Raw genomic sequence first — 18,555 nt, 5'->3', positions numbered from 1 at the left:
AATTACCAATTTTTGCAGAACTAATGAATATCTATATTGCTAAATCTAAAATTCAACATCAAAATTCTTCGATAAAGATAACGGGTTCAAAGAGCGAATCTAATCGCTTGTTGTTACTTCAGGCACTATATCCACAAATTAAAATAGAAAATGTATCTAATTCAGATGATTCTAAATTGATGCAGAAAGCTTTAGCATCAAAAGACGCATTAATTGATATTCACCACGCTGGTACTGCAATGCGATTCCTTACGGCTTATTTTTCAATTCAAGAGAATAGAGAAGTAACTATAACAGGTTCTTCTCGTATGAAAGAACGACCAATAAAAATTTTAGTAGAAGCACTAAAAACTTTAGGAGCAGATATTACTTATTTAGACAACGACGGTTTTCCTCCTTTAAAAATAGTGGGTAAAAAACTTATAAAAAGTAAAGTAAAATTAGAAGCCAATGTGAGTAGTCAATATATTTCTGCATTACTATTAATTGCTTCAAAACTAGAAAACGGTTTAGAATTAACTTTAGAAGGTAATATAACATCGGTTCCATATATAAAAATGACTCTAAGTTTGTTAGATTCTATTGGTATTGAAACAAGTTTTATTGGTAATATAATCACAGTAAAACCTGGAATAAAACCTATTGAACCACAAACCCTTGTTGTGGAGTCTGACTGGTCTTCTGCATCTTATTTTTATAGTTTAATAGCTATGAGTGATGTGGGTACTAAAATTACAATAGCATCTTATAAAGAGGCTAGTTTACAAGGTGATTCTGTTTTAGCAACTATTTATAAAAGTTTTGGAGTTAGTACTAATTATTCTAACCAAAGTATTACCCTTCAAAAAACAGATGCAATAGATTCAAAAACATTGATTGAATTAGATTTAAAAAACGCACCAGATATAGCACAAACTATTGCTGTAACAGCATTTGGTTTAGGTATAGAGTGTTATATGATTGGTTTACATACTTTAAAGATTAAAGAGACAGATCGTTTAGTGGCGTTAAAAACGGAATTAGAAAAGTTGGGCGCTAACATCTCTATTACCGATGCTACTTTACATGTTAAACCTTCAAGCATTATCAAAGCAGACATAACAATCGCTACATATAATGATCATAGAATGGCAATGGCTTTTGCTCCTTTAGGTCTTAAGACATCAATAATGATAGAAAATGCTGATGTAGTAAGTAAATCGTATCCTCAATTTTGGGAAGATTTTAGAACTATTGGGTTCAATTTAAAATAAACTGTCATTTACTTGACAAGGCCTATGTTGAGATTGTATATTTGCAATTCGAAAAAAAATAAAATACATGAAATTATCACACTTTAGTTTTGACCTTCCAGATGAATTACTTGCCGAGCATCCTGCTGAACACAGAGATGAATCGAGATTAATGGTACTTAATAGAGAAAAGCAAACTATAGAACACAAACTTTTTAAGGATATTATTGATTATTTTGACGAAGGTGATGTAATGATAATGAATGATACTAAAGTTTTTCCTGCCAGATTATATGGGAATAAGGAAAAAACAGGAGCACGTATTGAAGTGTTTTTATTACGTGAATTAAATCAAGAACAACGCCTTTGGGATGTATTAGTAGATCCAGCACGTAAAATAAGAATTGGTAATAAATTATATTTTGGCGATGACGAAACTTTGGTTGCTGAAGTAATAGATAATACAACTTCTAGAGGAAGAACTTTACGATTTTTATATGATGGTTCTTATCATGATTTCAGAACCAAATTAACTGAACTAGGAGAAACACCATTACCAAAATACATAAATAGAGAGGTTGAGCCAGAAGATGCTGAGCGTTACCAAACTATATATGCAAAAAAAGAAGGCGCTGTAGCAGCACCAACAGCTGGTTTACACTTTTCTAAACATTTATTAAAAAGGTTAGAAATAAAAGGTGTAGAAACCGCAGAAGTAACATTACATGTTGGTTTAGGTACGTTTAACCCTGTTGAGGTGGAAGATTTATCTAAGCACAAAATGGATAGTGAAGAAATTTTTATTTCAAAACAAGCTGCAGATATTGTAAATCGAGCAATTGAAAATAAAAAACGTGTGTGTGCCGTAGGTACAACATCTATGCGTACTATAGAGAGTTCGGTTTCTTCAAATGGAAGATTGAATGAATTTGAGGGCTGGACTAATAAATTTATCTTTCCTCCATATGATTTTAGTATTGCAAATTGTATGATTACTAACTTTCATACACCTAAGTCAACTTTGTTAATGATGACTTCAGCATTTGCTGGCCATGATTTCATGAAAAAGGCTTATGAAGAAGCAGTGAAAGAGAAGTATAAGTTTTACTCTTATGGAGATGCAATGTTAATCATCTAAATAAGAATATTAAATATTATTTAAAGCCTCTTAATAGAGGCTTTTTTTTTACTAGATAAAAACCTAAATTGAATTAATTACTTTTGTATCTAATGGAGCTAAAAAAGAAAGATATACGAGCCCTAACAAAAGAGCAACTTAGAGAATTCTTTGTAAAGCAAGGAGATAAGGCTTTTAGAGGAAATCAGGTGTATGAGTGGCTATGGAAAAAGTCAGCATATAGCTTTGAAGACATGACTAATGTCTCTATAGAAACAAGACAAATGCTTGATGAGAACTTTGTTATTAATCATATCAAGGTAGATCAAATGCAACGTAGTTCTGATGGAACAATAAAAAATGCTGTACGTTTACACGATGATTTAATTGTAGAATCAGTTTTGATTCCTACAGCTTCTAGAACAACAGCCTGTGTTTCTTCTCAAGTTGGTTGCAGTCTGGATTGTAGATTTTGTGCTACTGCGAAGTTAAAGCGTATGCGTAATCTAAATCCAGATGAAATTTATGATCAAGTTGTCGCAATAGATAATGAAAGTAGATTGTATCATAACAGACCCTTAAGTAATATTGTGTTTATGGGTATGGGAGAGCCTCTTATGAATTATAATAATGTTCTAAAGGCTATTGATAAAATAACATCTTCTGAGGGATTAGGTATGTCACCTAAGCGCATTGTAGTTTCTACATCTGGAGTGCCTAAAATGATAAAGAAAATGGCCGATGATAATGTAAAGTTTAAATTAGCTGTTTCATTACATTCCGCAATTGATGAAATACGTACCTCGATAATGCCATTTAATGCAACGTTTCCTTTACGTGACTTAAGAGAAGCTTTAGAGTATTGGTACGCAGCAACGAAAAACCGAATTACTTATGAGTATGTTGTTTGGGATGGCATTAATGATACGCGTAAAGATGTTGAAGCATTGGTAGAGTTTTGCAAATTTGCACCAAGTAAAGTGAATCTTATAGAGTATAATCCTATTGATGATGGTGAATTTCAACAGGCCCATTCGCAGGCAATAGATATGTATGTAAATATTCTCGAAGCTAATAACATAACGGTAACAGTAAGACGCAGTAGAGGTAAGGATATTGATGCTGCTTGTGGTCAATTAGCTAATAAGGGTTAGATAAAAAAAGCGTGTATAAAAAAAAGAGAAACAATTATATAATTGTTTCTCTTTTTTTTATCTTATACTTAGTTTATTAAGTATTATAATTTAAATATAGCTTGTAAATGATATTGGTAGTGGTTATTATCATATCCACTATCTTTATGATCAAATGCAAATTTACCAATAGTTTGAGCTCTTAATCCAAAACTTCTGTTTCTATTTAACCAAACTAAAACACCACCACCTAAATTGAGAGATATATTAGTTTCATCTATATGAAAAAAGCCAATACCAGCATTTGCATAAAAATCAAACCAGTCATCGTCCGGAAATATATCACGGCCAAAGTAGTATTTGACATGTGTATCAAAAGAAATATAGTTGTAATCTTTTTCTACTTCTTGAAATGGCGCCTCGTCTAATTCTGCCCCTTCTGCAAAACCATTAAAAGTAATAGCTTGTTCTATTGCGAACTTTTCAGACCAATTAAATTCAACCGCTGCTGAAATTGGAAATTCAAAAGTCCAATCTCCCGGCTTGTAAACTGGATTTTGAGATCCTAAACTATTGATTGCATTAAAACCGATGCTCAAATGCCATTCATCATTATTCCTTTGAGCAAAAGATGATAAACTAAATGAAGCTAATAATACAATTAAAAATATTTTTTTCATGCTAAAATAATTTGTCCAAAGGTAAACTTTATGGATTATAAAACAAATAATGAAGGAAAGTTTTACATAATTTTCATAAAAAATTTAAAAATTGGTGGAAATAGTTATTAAATCAGGCTTAATTTTAGCTAAAAACTTAAGAGTCAACATTAATTTTGGTTATTTTACTTAAAAGTGTAAGGGAATTAATATAAAACAAGCTTCGCAAATGATTGTCTTATGTTTTTAAAAACTCAATAAACATTTTTTATTTTGTTGAAAATAACTTGTTTAGAAGGTGTTTTGTATAACTTCTATTTGTAATTAGAAGGTGTATTCGCTTCCCAATGTTATATAAAGATGATTTAATAATTAATAAAGTTATTCTTATAGGTTTGTACGTCATGTTTATTTTATGAGAATATCGAATATACTTCATGTAAGTATTAGATGTAATAAACGAAAATTCCTTGAAATAGTACTTTCCTAATTCTAAAAACGATTGACCATAATTGAGTTTTAAAACATTGGAAATAAAATCATTGTCCTTATGGGAATTAACAACAATAACATCATATAAAACTTTTATACTTGGAAAATTGTAATAATGCCCTCTATCATTAAGCTGCCAACTCCATATTTGATGCAAACTTAAATAATACGAGTTTGGTATCGCTACATTATTAATAATCACTCTAGTCTTTAGTAGTGTAGAAAGGTTAATTAAATGACGGAATTTTTTAATAAGTAAGTCAGAGTGAATTTCGATGGCTGCAAGTTCATCTTCAGAAATTAGCCTATCCAAATGTCTAAAATGTTTAGTCTCGTATGCATATCCAAATGTCTTATTGTATCCACTTGATTTTAAAATATCAAAGGCTTCATGAATTTGAGATTTTTCTACAAGAATATCAATATCTCCAACCATTCGTTCAGCTATATCATTGTACTTTCCTGCGGCTAATAGTGCAGTTCCTTTTAAAAATACGTGCGCTATATTGTTGTCATTTAAAACTTTAGAAATAAATAATACTTGCTTTAAAATTGACTTATTTCTATTTCTATTAACGGTAGAAATTTCTTCGAGATAAACAGTTAATTCTTTAGGTAATAAATGTAGAAGTTTACGCGCTTTTAATCTGCAATACACTGCAGGAAGTACGAGACTTTTACTAGCTTCAACAACTATTCCATCCCAATTATATGAAGAGTCATTTAGTCTGTGTTCTAACTCGCTATTTAAAGTTTTAAAACTTAAAATGTCGGCAATGTCTTTGTAAGTTTTTTCGTAGTCACTCATAAGTTACTAATCTACTTGTAATATAAATATTATAATAACTATTTACTCAGTGATTCAAATAAATATGAAACTTTCTTAGTTACATCTTTAATATCACTATAGGTAAGTTCGTAGACTTTAATATGAGAAAGCCATTCTAAAAATTGCTTTGCGTGATACGGCTTTGGTGATAACCAAGAATCTGGAATTATAGTTTCTAACATCCTTTTAACCGATACTTCTGTTAATATTGTATTAGAATTCTCCTTATAGTTTACTAAAATTACAGCATTACAAGGGTAATGCGATTGCTCTGGCTTTATACAAGGTAAATATTTTAAAGTACCTTTTTGTTTATTAAATAGTATTGGTGGTAAATCTTTAAAGTCATCTATTACGTTTTCAAGTATTGAAAAAGCACCTTCTTTTATTGAAATAGCAGCAGGATTATAATAAATAGCTTTGTCTTTTGATAACATTGGTGATACATCATCTGCTAACAAGTTAAATCCATTTGCGGTTAATAGTGCACATAGTGTGCTTTTTCCTTTTCCAGATTCACCAACCATTAAAATAGAAGAGTTACCGTCGGTTATGGTTGATCCATGAAATGAACCAATCCAATCACTTTCAATTTTATTGTGAATAGTGCAAAGCAGTTGCATTATAAATTTACCCTGAATTTTGTGGTATTCTAATTTAGGAGCACTTGTAATTAATAAATTTTCTTGGAATAAATATAAAATATCATTTTTTAAATAGATATCAAAGGTAGTATCAACAGAATCATTTGTTATTATCGAAGTATAAGCGATAGATGGATGAATTGTTTTTAATACAAGCTCAGAATCGTAATTAACTTTAATTATTTTTTTGTTAATCGCGTAAAGCTTTGTTATATTTTTATAGCAAGTATCAAGTTGGACTTTTTCAGTTTCATCCTTAGAAATAGAAATATTACTTCGGGTTAAATAATCTTCAATTGAATCCGTTATTACAGAGGCATTTTGAAATGGGTATTTCTTTGTAATAAAGAGGTCGAAGCTTTTCTTTGTTTCTGCTGTTAAATAAGAATCTAAAATAACTTTAAATTCGTTATCTACAATACTATAACTATTAGATACTGCAAACCACAATAACCACATATCACCTATCTTTTTTTGATAAGTTGGTGATAAGCTATTGTTCAAAATAAATCTTGAATATTAATTACTGAAAGGATTTCCTCCTGGGTCAGCAGGTTGAGATGCTACTTGAGCTTTTAGAGGATTTAATATTACAAATGTTCCTACCGCAGTTAATGCAGCATATTTTCCCATTTTAGAAATGGCTTCTTTACGTGTAATCTTGTCTTTGTTATTATCTTTCTTCATGGCTTTAGCCCTAAATTTGAGTTCAAAAATAGTAAATTATTTTATTTATTATAGTAAAATACGAAAAGGTTTACATAAAAATTATTTTTTTGGTAGGTAATAATCTTACAAACCTATAAAAATCGCCTTCTAGCCCTAATTTCAAAAAATTAAAAAAAATACACTTTACAACCTATTTAAGTAGTTTTTAGGTATTTGGTTCAATATTTTAAGTACATTTTAACTAAAAAAATATCTTCACCCTGTCTTATTTAATAAGACAGAGTGAGATATAAGTACTAATTTATCGTATAATTACTTTTTGTGTTTTAGTTTGAGTTTCGTTTATTAATTCAATGACATAAACACCTGTACTTAAATTGCTTACATCAATATTTTGCAGTCTATTACTACTGTTTAACAACGATTTAGTAACTAAACGACCTTGAATGTCGTATAAGTTGGCTTTGGTGTCCTCAAGTAGTTGACCAGAAACTACAATAGTCTTTTCACTTGTGTTATTAAAAATACTTAAGTTATCTAAAGAAGTTTCTGATGTAGAAAGTGCTGTAGTTGTATATCTTAAGTAAAAACGACCCGTTCCAGTTAAATTAGTATTAGGAGTTACGGTATAGTCTCCTGCAGTTAATAACGTAAATGTGTTTTCTACATTATCTTCTAAATAGACTTCTACAATATTTGGTAATGTAGATTCATCGATACTAAATGTTATTTGCTCTGAGTCATTAGCATTTACGCCTAATGGTATAGTTACGTCTGTTAGATCTGTACTGCCAAGTGATTGAATTGCCATTGCACGTCCAGTGTTATTTTCAACTAAGTGCGAGTAAACATATAAATCTGGTAATTGTGCTGTAAATATTGCAGTATCATAACCTGGGTCTAAACCTCTTGTAGTATTACTGTTAAAATAAAAATCTGTTGTGTAAGCAGTATTATTATTTTCTATCTTTAAACTAAAATGCGCATTAATATCTGCAGATCTTCCTACAATAAAATCATCACTACCTGAATCTCTTCTCATAGCAGGAGTAAAGTTTACAGTGGCGCTTGCTTGGTCAGTAAGTACCATAAATCCTTGTCCAGGTGTTATGTCTGTAGCGTTAGCCAAATTAATAACTGTCCAACCATTTGAAGCATCACCATCATAACCATATATACCTATAAATTCTGAATCAAAACTATCGAAGTTTTCATTTAAGAAATCCGAACTATTTATGTAAGATGGGTAAGGGTTACCAATTAAGTTCCATGCATTGTCACTTCCTGTTGTTATAGTTACGGGTACTATGCCAGATAATACATCACCAGTAAACGTAAATGTTGATGTATCTGTAGATGCTGTTCTATAGCCAGTTCCTGCAGTGATTACTGTAGCGTCATCTGCATCTGAAAATAAGGTATAAGGACTAGTAGCCTCGTTGTTATCATATGGCCCAAACAAATAGTATGTTGTTACATCACCTGCTACAGTACCTGAAGGTATGTTGTTGTTAACTCCTCTAAAAGTACCAAAATCTTGACTAGCATTGGTAACTGGTGCAGATATTAAATCATTTTGGCCATTAGTACTACCTGAAGTATTGTTAAATGTGTTAACGTGTCTCTTATAAATAACTGTACCAGAAATGGTACCGTCAGAAATTAAACTTGCATAACTTGTAGAGTTAGACTCTAACGTTAAATCTGTTGTAACTGTTAAAGTAACACCAGCATCTATAGTTAAACCAGCACCAGGATTTATAGTTACTGTATTAATGTCTGTATCTGTAGTAAGTGAGGTGCTACCAGATTCAATAACAATAGCTTCACTAGCTAACGAAACACCATCTGGATCACTTGGTGACCAAGTGCCGTTGTAGGTGTATGTTGTAGGAGGTATTGTTCCTTCAATTTTGAAATTATCCACTCCAAAATAATCACTAGCACCATCGAAACTAGCTAATATTTGCAGGCTAACTGTATTGGTTCCATCAGGAACATCGATACTTACAGTACCTTCAACATCTTGGTCATTACAGCCTTGACATAAATATACACGTGATTCGTTAACAGAGTCAAATGTAGCTATATAACTTAACTTGTCAGAAAAAGAATTAAAACCATCTATTTCATAGTCAAAAGTAAGAGTAATATTAGTATATGCAGAAACATCTACGGAGTCAAAATCTATAGTTCCAGTTCCTGTTGTTCCACAACCTGTAGCTCCATTTAAATCTCGACCTCCGAAAAAATCACCTGTACTGTTAGGGACAGTGACGTTCCCTAGACTACTTACAACATTCCATACATCATTGTTTGAAACACAAGCAGCACTGTTTTCAGATGGTGTTAATGTATAAGTCCATTCTGGTGTGGTGCTATCAAAATCTTGAATTACAATAATTACAGGGCCTACAGGAATACTCTCTATATCAAACAAATCTGAATCATAAGCACCCGTAATAAGGGGTGAATCATCCGTAGCAGTTAATTTAATTCCTGTAGCTAAAGTGTCAAAAACTAAGTTGTCAAAAACAGCAATACCATCAGTTGCCTCAGCAGTTAGTGTCGCTATACCACTAAAATTACCATCTGTGGTTACAGAAATGTCGTATCCTGAACCAGAATAATCAACGTCTATATTACCATTGGCATCGGTATATGCAATTTCTACGTTTGGCGACATAGCCGTGTTTATAAAAGTAGTACTAGGTTGCACTATGTAAGCTAATTCTGTTGCATCAACATCTATTATAAAATCATTTCCAATTACATCACCAAAGGTATAAGGGTCAATGAAATCAGAACCTGAAGCATTAGCATCTAAACTGCCTGATTCATCTATTTGAAGTTGAATCACACTCCCATCAACGATGTTTGTTGTATTAAGGTAAATCCCTAATGAAAATTCTAAAGCAGAATTATCTGTGACTGAAATAGACGTACCAAATGTCAACTCAATTTCAGTATCTGTTATTGAAACTGTTGGTGTATGCGTTACTAAATTTCCATCTTTTAATGTCACACCTTGTATAAAGTCTGTCCAGTCTGCCGTATTGTTTGCGCCAGGTACAAAACGCATTGTTGTAATATTAGTAGGTAGTCCATCACTAGTCCCTTGATCTTGTACTTCAAAGCCTATAACTTCAAATGCAGTGCCAACAGTTGTTGCATCAGCTGCAGTAATAGTACTTCCTAAAATTTGAGGAGTTGCAGCATTTACTCCTGTGTCTGCATCTTTTGCTTCAACAACGTTAAAGTTGTCAATAAATATATCGTTGTCTTCATCGTTATCAGTAGAACCTTCTGAAGCGTAAATTCCAAATTGAACCGTTTGGCCAGTATAGGCTGATAAATTGTAGGCTACGGTAGTACCTGTTGCAGGTACAACAGAACTACTATCAAAAGTAACTAGTGCTGTCCATGTAGAACCATTATCATTTGAAATTAATAATTGTACGATATCATCAGATCCTAAAGTACCTGCTGTGTCAGTTGAATTCCATTCTAAAATACCAATATCAAACCCAACTTGAAAAGGACCACCTGTTAAATCAAATTGAGGTGATAAAAGCCAGTCGCTTTTGCCAGTTGTAAATAGATTTATTCTATAAGCACCCGTAGCGCCACTATTTAAATAACCGTCTTCTGTCCATAAGCTACTCCCTAAGCTAGAAGGCCCTGAAGCTTGATTTCCACTGTCTGCTTCATCCCAACATTCTGGAATAATAGAAGAGAAGTCTTGTGTATAGTTTGGTGTATAAATAGCACAAGCTGTTGTAAATGTTACTGGGCCAACCCAAGTACTGAATCCATCCGTATCACAATCTGCTCTTACATAGACGTCATAAGCAGTTATAGCTGATAAACCTGACCACGTGTGTGGATTGGTAGAAGTTGCAGTGCCTGAAGTTGGAGCAGCTAATCCATTATCTTGAACAACGATTTCCCAGTCTGCTTCAGAGTCACCATTTGTCCAACTTACAGTGACTTCACTATCAGTGAAACTATCAATAGTTATATTTGAAATTGCAGGACAAGATGGTTCAGTTGTGAATGTAACTGGACCAACCCAAGTACTAAAACCATCCGTATCACAATCTGCTCTTACATATACATCGTATGCGGTAAGTTCTGATAGACCTGACCACGTATGTGGATTGGTAGAAGTTGCAGTTCCTGAAGTAGGAGCAGCTAATCCACTATCTTGAACAACGATTTCCCAGTCTGCTTCAGAGTCACCATTTGTCCAACTTACGGTAACTTCACTGTCAGTGAAACTATCAATAGTTATATTTGAAATTGTAGGACAAGATGGTTCAGTTGTGAATGTAACTGGACCAACCCAAGTACTAAAACCATCCGTATCACAATCTGCTCTTACATATACATCGTATGCGGTAAGTTCTGATAGACCTGACCACGTATGTGGATTGGTAGAAGTTGCAGTTCCTGAAGTAGGAGCAGCTAATCCATTATCTTGAACAACGATTTCCCAATCTACTTCAGTATTACCACCTGTCCAACTTACAGTGACTTCACTATCAGTGAAACTATCAATAGTTAAATTTGATATTGCAGGACAAGCGATAGGTGTTGTAGCATCTGCACTCAGACCAGCAGAATATTCATCTGCAACTGAATCATATGAATATGCCATATAGTAGTATGTAGTACCAGCAGCTAAGCCTGTGTGATTATATATGCCAGTACCATTACTGTCTAATAAAACGGTACCGCCAGCGAACGCATTGCCTACTGTTGCAGGTATACCAGAAGGGGTAGTAAATGAATTATCTGTATCAAAAACAATAACCACATTATCTGATGCTGCGTTTTCTGCGTATGCTAAATCTATTTGTGTGGATGAAAATGTGGCTGCTGTAAATGTTGACGGGTCTTCTGGACCAGAAGATGTAGAGGTATAAGTAACTTCAAAACTGTCAACATAAATTCTATTAGAACTACCACTATCTTTTTGAAAAAATTCAACTTCAGTGATGCCAGATATGCCATCAATTGTATAAGTAGAACTTCCTGTTAAATTGGTTTGAGTGCCACTATCTACGGTGTATCCAGCATCTCCCGTACGAGATGAAGCATTAACTACAACTTTAGTAATGGTAACACCATTTCTTGCGTAAATTACTATTGATCCTCCTTTTGTAGCATTTTGATAAAGACGAAGTTGATTGCTAAATATTCCTGGGTTGGAAGTTCCAGAATTTCTAAAACTACCAAAACCTATATTGCTATCTAAGTCAATTCCTGGTGCTGGTTCGTTGAAACCAGAAACTGCCCCTGATGCAGAAAAGTCATAGATGACTGTTGTCTGTCCAAACCCAAAATTTCCAATTAAAATTAGTAATAAAAACGCGTAAAAATTTCTCATTGTATTCCTTAATTATTGTTGAAACGTCAGTTTTTTAAAAACTATAAAAATTCTTAAAACGAAATATCTTACAGTATTTAACTTAAAAACGTTGCAAAACGATTTTTAATCGTTTGTTAATAAAAATTAAGGCTAAGTCAGGGATAATGAGGGGTGACAAATATAATAAAATCAAGGAATTGAGTTTTATTAAGATATTAACAAAAGGTTAATAGTATATTTATGACCCAATTATTTTGTGTAAGTCCTATACTTAATGTTACAGAATTTGTAGGTAGGTAAGTGTTAAATTTAGAATTGCGAAAATTAAACTATTTAAAATTATTAATTACCCAATTATGGCGAATTGAAGCTGTATTTTAAAAATTGTTAAAAAAAAAGAGCGCATCTTATTAGATGCGCTCTTTTTTAAATTGTAAATAAAATTATTTGATAATAACTTTTTGAGTTCTTGTACCAGTAGTGCTTTGTAACTGTACTACGTAAATACCAGAAGAAAGGTTAGACACATCAATTGTGTTTTCTGTGTTTCTGTTATTTAATTCTTGAGTATTTACAATTCTACCTTGAACATCAAATAAATTAAATATGGTATTGTTTTCTAACTGACCTTTAATAAATATAGTTTTAGATACCGTATATATTTGTAAACCATTTAATACATTGTCCTCGTCTCCAAGTATACCTTGCGTACCTACATGTAAGTAAAAACGACCAGTACTTGTTAAAGTAGATGCTGGTGTAAATACATAGTCACTTTCTAGCAAGTTAGTAAATGTATTTTCTACATTATCTTCTAAAATTACTTCTATACCCTCTGGGATATAACTTTCATTTATGCTTACTGTACCTTGCTCTCCTTGAGAAATATTAATTCCTAAAGGAATAGTTACATTAGCTAAATCAGTGTAGCTAACAGATTGTGCAGCTAAATCTTTACCTTCATTATCTTGTACTAAATGCGAGTAGATAGAAAATTCAGGTGAAATTACTTCAAACATTGCAGAATCATAACCAGGATCCATACCTAATGAAGCGTTATCATTAAAGTATAAATCAGTAGTATAGATAGCATCTTCTTTTTCAACTTGTAATCTTAGGTTAGCTAAGTTTTGGTTTTCAGAACGTCCAACGATGAAATCGTCAGAAGCACCTACAGTTCTCATTGCAGGAGTGAAATTAATTGTTCCACCTCCAGATTGAGCTGCTACAAAGAAACCTTGACCAGGTGCTATTTTAGCAGTTGGGTTTGCGTCAGAATAAGCCTGGTTCCAAACTATAAAACCATCAATTACATCACCTTTGTATCCATATACACCATAATTAAAAGTATTAAAGGTTGCGCTATTTTCAGATAGAAATTCTGATAATAAAATATATGATGGATAAGGATTTCCAATTAAGTTTTGAATACTAGCAGCACCATAAGTAATAGGAACGCTCTTAGTACCTGTTTCTACATTTCCTACAAATTCAAATGTAGAACCTGCTGCAGCCGTAGATGCTGTTCTATATCCAATACCAGACTCAACAATTGTAGCATTATCTGCAGCCGTATGGTTTATATATGCATTTGTGTTATTGTCAAAAGGACCAAATAAGTAAGATTCTACACCACCAATTAATCCAGATGGAATTTGTGTATTTGTAGTTCTTAAAGCCAAGTATGTTTGATTGCTATTTGTTACAGGGGCAGATACTAAATCATTTTTTCCTGTAGTAGCACCTGTATCTGCAAACTGGTTAACATGGCGATTGTATGTTACTTCATTTTCGATAGTACCATTAACGATTAAACTAGAATAACTACTGCTAATAGAATTAAGTTCTAAATCTCCAATATTAACTATGTTTGAGTTAGTAGTAATGGATTCACCGAAATTAAGCACTGTTGATGCACCTTCATTAATTATAAGATTGTCTAATTGTACATCTCCAGACACATCGTATGTTCCGTCTATAACAATAGCGTCTAATGCACCTGTTGTGGCATCAGGCTCTATGTTATCTTTCCAACCATTACTATCGGTGTAGATTAATCCACTAAATTCGCTAACTAATCTAAAATTGTCAAAGCCTGAATAACCATTGGCTAAACTGTTTCTCAATCTAACTTGTAAACCAACAGTAGTGTTTCCATCTGGTACAGAAATTTTAACTCTTCCTGTGGCATCATTGATATCTCCATTTCCATCAAACACACTTACCCATGTACCACTTCCGCTTCCGTTAAGGAAAAGTTGATATTGAATGTCGTTAGCGTTATTTACATAGCCATGCACTTGCCAATCAAATTCAATACGTACATCTGAGTATGCCGTTACGTCAATATCAGCAAATGTTAAAGTAGCGAAAGGATTGTTAGTGTCATTTAAATCATTTTCTCCAAAAATTTCATCATCAAAAAGAGGATTGTTTAGCGGAGCCGCATTTGCTAATGCAATTTCTCCAAAATATCCAACTGTATCTCCCCAATCTGAAACTGCACCAAAATATGCTCTGTTACTTGTGTAAGTCCAGTCTGTCGCTGAATCAAAGTTTTGACCAGCTAAGCTAATTAGTGGACCATTAATGTCAAAGGTGTCACTTGTGCCAGATATATCAGTAGAGCTAGCAACGAGACTTACTCCAGTTACAGTCTCTGTGAATACAACATTATTTAATGTTGCTTCACCATTTATCATGTCATAAGTTTCTACAACAATATCAGTTGTAGGAGATGCATTAACACTAATCCCTGTAATGTTCGCGTCTAAATCTAAATTAGAATTAACATCGACAGCATTAATAGTTGGGTAAGGAACCATTACTTCGTTTAGATTTCCATCTGTAGGTTGTTGTACAAATTCGAATTTACTTGCGATAACTTCTATTCGATTATCGTCACCTACAATTGATGTTTGGGCACCTCCAGCGTTGTAATCCGTAAAAAGAGAACTGCCTGATGCAGGTGCAACAGCGTTAGTTATTGTTAATTGTATTTGTTCATTATCCGTGACTGTAGATTTAAACGATGCTAAAACAACAAATTGTCGTGTCCCTCCATCTGCCGCTGTCATGCTAAATCCATCAATTGTGGTTGTAGAAGTCACTGTTGTTACTTCAGCTACAGATAAAAACGTACCTAAATCTATAATAGCTAGTGCTGCTAAATTTTCATAATTTGTAACCTCAAAATCAATTGAAGTTAAAGTAGTGCCATCTGTATCTATATCACTTCCTATTCCGCCATCTCTAATAGTAAAAGCTCCTAATGGAACTGAGTTGCTAAAATTTAGTCCAGATGGAGTAATGTAAGTGGAATTGTAATCTATATTTTGTTGCACTGGGAATAAAACAAACGTAGAAGCTATAATATCTGAATCAATACTATTCGTAGATGATGTAGTAATACTACCAGAAACACGTACGCCTGGATTTGCAACAGCTAAAGGAGAAGCCCATGATGTTTGCCCTATGACTCTTAGCCAACCTGCATTGGTTGTTGCTCCCCATGCATATAATCTAAAGGTTATTGTTCCAGAAACTCCCGATGCAATTGTTAAGCCAGATGTATTGAAAGATGTTGTTGCTAAAGATGCTAATGTTTGAGGTGCATCTAATGCGATACCTGCAGTTGAAAAATTATCTAAACTATAAAATATTTGCCATGTTGATGGTCCATTTGCATTTCTTCTTAGTCTTATGTCTAATTCATTTAAGTCTATTTCAAAAGCGGTGTTTGCGGAGATAGACCACTGAATGAAATCATTGCCAGCTGCGGCTGTTGCTTGATCCCCTCCAATAGGCCAATTTCTCGATGTAAAGTTAGTGTTCGTTGTGCTTAGTGCTACACCTGAACCTCGAGTTAAACCAATAGCAGACATATTAGATACGGTAGAAGTAGCTGTAGGCCCTACAATATTGTCCCGATCAAAAGTTGCAATAGTTTGACTAAACCCAAAAGAAAATAGGGTAACCAAAACATAAAAAATGTAAGTTTTTTTCATAATTTAATTTAATTAATACTTTAATAGATAATGTATCATACTGATACTCAATTTATTTTTTTTGGTAATTTGGCATTCGCGAATATATTAAATTTAGTTATTATAAAAATAAAATGTTTAATTTATCCGATAAAATGCTAATAATTGCAAGTTTATACCTACAAATATGATGTTTAATGTCTTTTTTTGGTATTTAATTTTTATATAAATAAAATCATGCAATATTACTGAGAATATTTCAATCAAAGTAATTAAAAATTTAAAATTAAGCATTTACCCTTGTAATTGTGTTTTTGTTTACCTGAATACTATCATATTACTTATATTTGTCGCTTTTGTTGTTAGATATAAAAATCTTAGTTATCTATTGGTAGCTTTTTAGGAAAAAATAGATTAAGTTATTAGTTTTAATTTGGATTTGTTTTACCTGTAGTAATAATGTAATTAACTGTTGAAATTTAGTAAGCGACATATTGCTAAGACGATTACTTGGCGTTTAGTAGGGACTTTAGATACACTACTTTTGTCGTGGCTTATTTCTAGTGACTTAAGTGTTGGAATCTCAATGGGTGCGTTTGAGCTGGTGACTAAAATGATATTGTATTATATACATGAAAGAGTATGGTTTAAATCAAAAATAAAGTCGTCAAATAAACGTCATGTGTTAAAAACATTTTCGTGGAGAGGTGTTGGGACATTGGATACTATAATACTAGGTTGGATTATTACAGGGAACCCGTTAACTGGACTTAAAATTGGAGGAGCAGAAGTAATTACTAAAATGTTATTGTATTTTGGGCATGAAAAACTATGGTATCGTATAAATTATGGTTTGGATCAGCGTAAAAGAAGAAATCGGTTAAACGCAATAAAAAAAACTAGAGAAGTATGAGTCTAAATACAGTTAGGCATGAATATAAAATAAGTAAGGCGGATCGAGAGCGCCGAGCTGGTCATAAGTCATTTTTGATATGGTTTACAGGTTTGTCAGGATCGGGTAAATCAACTCTAGCAAATTTATTAGAAATAGAGCTTCATAAAAAAGGTGTTTCCACTTTTTGTTTAGATGGAGATAATATAAGGCAAGGTATTAATAAGGATCTAAGTTTCGAGCCTGATGACAGAAAAGAAAATATTAGGCGTATTGCAGAAATTGGAAATTTAATGGTTGAAGCTGGAGTTGTTACATTGGCAGCATTTGTGTCGCCATATATTAAGGACAGAGAAAATATAAAATCAATTATAGGTAATGACAATTTTGTTGAAATCTATGTCAATACATCACTAGAAGAATGTGAGCGTAGAGATGTGAAAGGATTGTACAAAAAGGCTAGAGCAGGAGAAATTGAAAATATGACAGGTGTTTCTGCGCCATATGAGGCTCCTATTAATCCTGATTTAGAAATTATTACCGATAATCAATCGATAGAATCGTCAGTAAAAAAGATATTAGATTATATTTTTCAAAAATTAAAACAAATCACATGAGTAATTATATAATTAATCACTTAAAAGAATTGGAATCAGAGGCCATTTTTGTAATTCGAGAAATTGCAGCCCAGTTTGAAAATCCTGTTTTATTATTTTCAGGAGGTAAAGATTCTATATTATTAACCCATTTGGCGAAAAAAGCATTTTACCCAGCAAAGATTCCATTTCCATTAATTCATATAGATACTGGTCATAATTTTCCTGAAACTATTGCTTTTAGGGATGATTTGGTAGAAAAATTAGGTGTAAAACTTATTGTGGGTTCTGTGCAAGAAGCTATTGATAACGGTAGAGCAAAAGAAGAAACAGGAGCAGATGCGTCACGTAATTCACTTCAAATAGTTTCTCTTTTAGATGCCTTAGAAAAATTTAAAGTAGACGCTGCCATGGGTGGAGCAAGACGCGATGAAGAAAAAGCCAGAGCAAAAGAGCGTTTTTTTTCACATAGAGATGAGTTTGGGCAATGGGATCCAAAAAACCAAAGACCAGAATTATGGAATTTATTTAATGGACGTAAAAATTATGGCGAGCATTTTAGAGTGTTTCCTATTTCTAACTGGACAGAAATGGATGTTTGGGAATATATTAAATTAGAAAATATTGATTTGCCATCACTTTACTTTTCTCATCAACGCGATTGTGTAGTTAGAGATGGTGTTATTTTGGCAAATTCAGAATTTATAAAGTTGAAGGAAGGCGAGGAAGTCGTTAATATGACTATTAGGTACAGAACTTGTGGTGATATGCCAATTACAGGAGCTGTTGAATCTGAAGCCAATGATTTAGAAAAAATTATTGAAGAGATTGCTACAACACGTACCACAGAACGTGGTGGAAGAGCTGATGATAAACGTGCTGAAACCGCAATGGAAGATCGTAAAAAGCAAGGCTATTTTTAAACTTAATGA

12 protein-coding genes and 1 pseudogene are annotated in these 18,555 nt (G+C 32.8%); 7 read left to right on the top strand and 6 right to left on the bottom strand.

The window, feature by feature from the left end; genetic code table 11:
- Window positions 1-23 precede the first annotated feature (23 nt).
- From HNV10_RS08390 to rlmN, 3 genes are all read left to right on the top strand, one after another.
- Window positions 24-1,253 (top strand): 3-phosphoshikimate 1-carboxyvinyltransferase, encoded by a 1,230-nt coding sequence (locus HNV10_RS08390; RefSeq protein ID WP_173300887.1) that lies wholly within the window; start codon window positions 24-26, stop codon window positions 1,251-1,253.
- 67 nt (window positions 1,254-1,320) lie between these two features.
- A complete protein-coding gene (gene queA / locus HNV10_RS08385; protein ID WP_173300886.1) occupies window positions 1,321-2,370 on the top strand; it encodes a tRNA preQ1(34) S-adenosylmethionine ribosyltransferase-isomerase QueA in 1,050 nt (349 codons plus the stop codon).
- Between the two features lie 92 nt (window positions 2,371-2,462).
- Window positions 2,463-3,503 carry a 23S rRNA (adenine(2503)-C(2))-methyltransferase RlmN gene (rlmN, locus tag HNV10_RS08380; RefSeq protein ID WP_173300885.1) on the top strand — a complete coding sequence of 347 codons (1,041 nt, stop codon included), beginning with the start codon at window positions 2,463-2,465 and terminating at the stop codon, window positions 3,501-3,503.
- A gap of 83 nt (window positions 3,504-3,586) precedes the next feature.
- Here rlmN and HNV10_RS08375 read toward each other — a convergent pair whose 3' ends face one another.
- The 6 genes from HNV10_RS08375 to HNV10_RS08350 all read right to left on the bottom strand — a co-directional run bounded on the left by HNV10_RS08375 (window position 3,587) and on the right by HNV10_RS08350 (window position 16,156).
- Window positions 3,587-4,162 carry an outer membrane beta-barrel protein gene (locus HNV10_RS08375; protein ID WP_173300884.1) on the bottom strand — a complete coding sequence of 192 codons (576 nt, stop codon included), beginning with the start codon at window positions 4,160-4,162 and terminating at the stop codon, window positions 3,587-3,589.
- Window positions 4,163-4,409: 247 nt separating this feature from the next.
- Window positions 4,410-5,441, bottom strand: coding sequence for a nucleotidyltransferase family protein (locus HNV10_RS08370; protein ID WP_173300883.1), 1,032 nt, complete (start codon window positions 5,439-5,441; stop codon window positions 4,410-4,412).
- Between the two features lie 38 nt (window positions 5,442-5,479).
- Window positions 5,480-6,610 carry a hypothetical protein gene (locus HNV10_RS08365; RefSeq protein ID WP_173300882.1) on the bottom strand — a complete coding sequence of 377 codons (1,131 nt, stop codon included), beginning with the start codon at window positions 6,608-6,610 and terminating at the stop codon, window positions 5,480-5,482.
- Between the two features lie 15 nt (window positions 6,611-6,625).
- Window positions 6,626-6,793 carry a hypothetical protein gene (locus HNV10_RS08360; protein WP_173300881.1) on the bottom strand — a complete coding sequence of 56 codons (168 nt, stop codon included), beginning with the start codon at window positions 6,791-6,793 and terminating at the stop codon, window positions 6,626-6,628.
- Window positions 6,794-7,076: 283 nt separating this feature from the next.
- Entirely contained in the window at window positions 7,077-12,167 is a 5,091-nt protein-coding gene (locus tag HNV10_RS08355) for a T9SS type A sorting domain-containing protein (protein ID WP_173300880.1), read from the bottom strand.
- Window positions 12,168-12,592: 425 nt separating this feature from the next.
- Window positions 12,593-16,156 (bottom strand): T9SS type A sorting domain-containing protein, encoded by a 3,564-nt coding sequence (locus tag HNV10_RS08350; RefSeq protein WP_173300879.1) that lies wholly within the window; start codon window positions 16,154-16,156, stop codon window positions 12,593-12,595.
- A gap of 451 nt (window positions 16,157-16,607) precedes the next feature.
- On the opposite strand from HNV10_RS08350, the pseudogene HNV10_RS17330 reads away from it, so the two are divergent.
- From HNV10_RS17330 to cysD, 4 genes and pseudogenes are all read left to right on the top strand, one after another.
- Window positions 16,608-16,769 (top strand): annotated as a pseudogene (locus HNV10_RS17330) (DUF2061 domain-containing protein); the annotation flags it as partial.
- Window positions 16,770-16,817: 48 nt separating this feature from the next.
- Entirely contained in the window at window positions 16,818-17,048 is a 231-nt protein-coding gene (locus tag HNV10_RS17325) for a DUF2061 domain-containing protein (RefSeq protein ID WP_317166894.1), read from the top strand.
- Window positions 17,045-17,644: an adenylyl-sulfate kinase gene (gene cysC / locus HNV10_RS08340; protein WP_173300878.1), complete on the top strand. Its 600-nt coding sequence runs from the start codon at window positions 17,045-17,047 to the stop codon at window positions 17,642-17,644. The genes HNV10_RS17325 and cysC overlap by 4 nt, the downstream gene beginning before the upstream one ends.
- Complete coding sequence (gene cysD / locus HNV10_RS08335; RefSeq protein WP_173300877.1) at window positions 17,641-18,546, top strand: sulfate adenylyltransferase subunit CysD; 906 nt, start codon at window positions 17,641-17,643, stop codon at window positions 18,544-18,546. Before cysC ends, cysD begins: the two co-directional genes overlap by 4 nt.
- Window positions 18,547-18,555: the final 9 nt, after the last annotated feature.

It is taken from the genome of Winogradskyella litoriviva (genome assembly GCF_013249065.1).
Taxonomy (GTDB): Bacteria; Bacteroidota; Bacteroidia; order Flavobacteriales; family Flavobacteriaceae; genus Winogradskyella; species Winogradskyella litoriviva.
The sequence above is the reverse complement of the archived record's forward strand: the minus strand, read 5'-3'. Positions and strand labels throughout refer to the sequence as shown.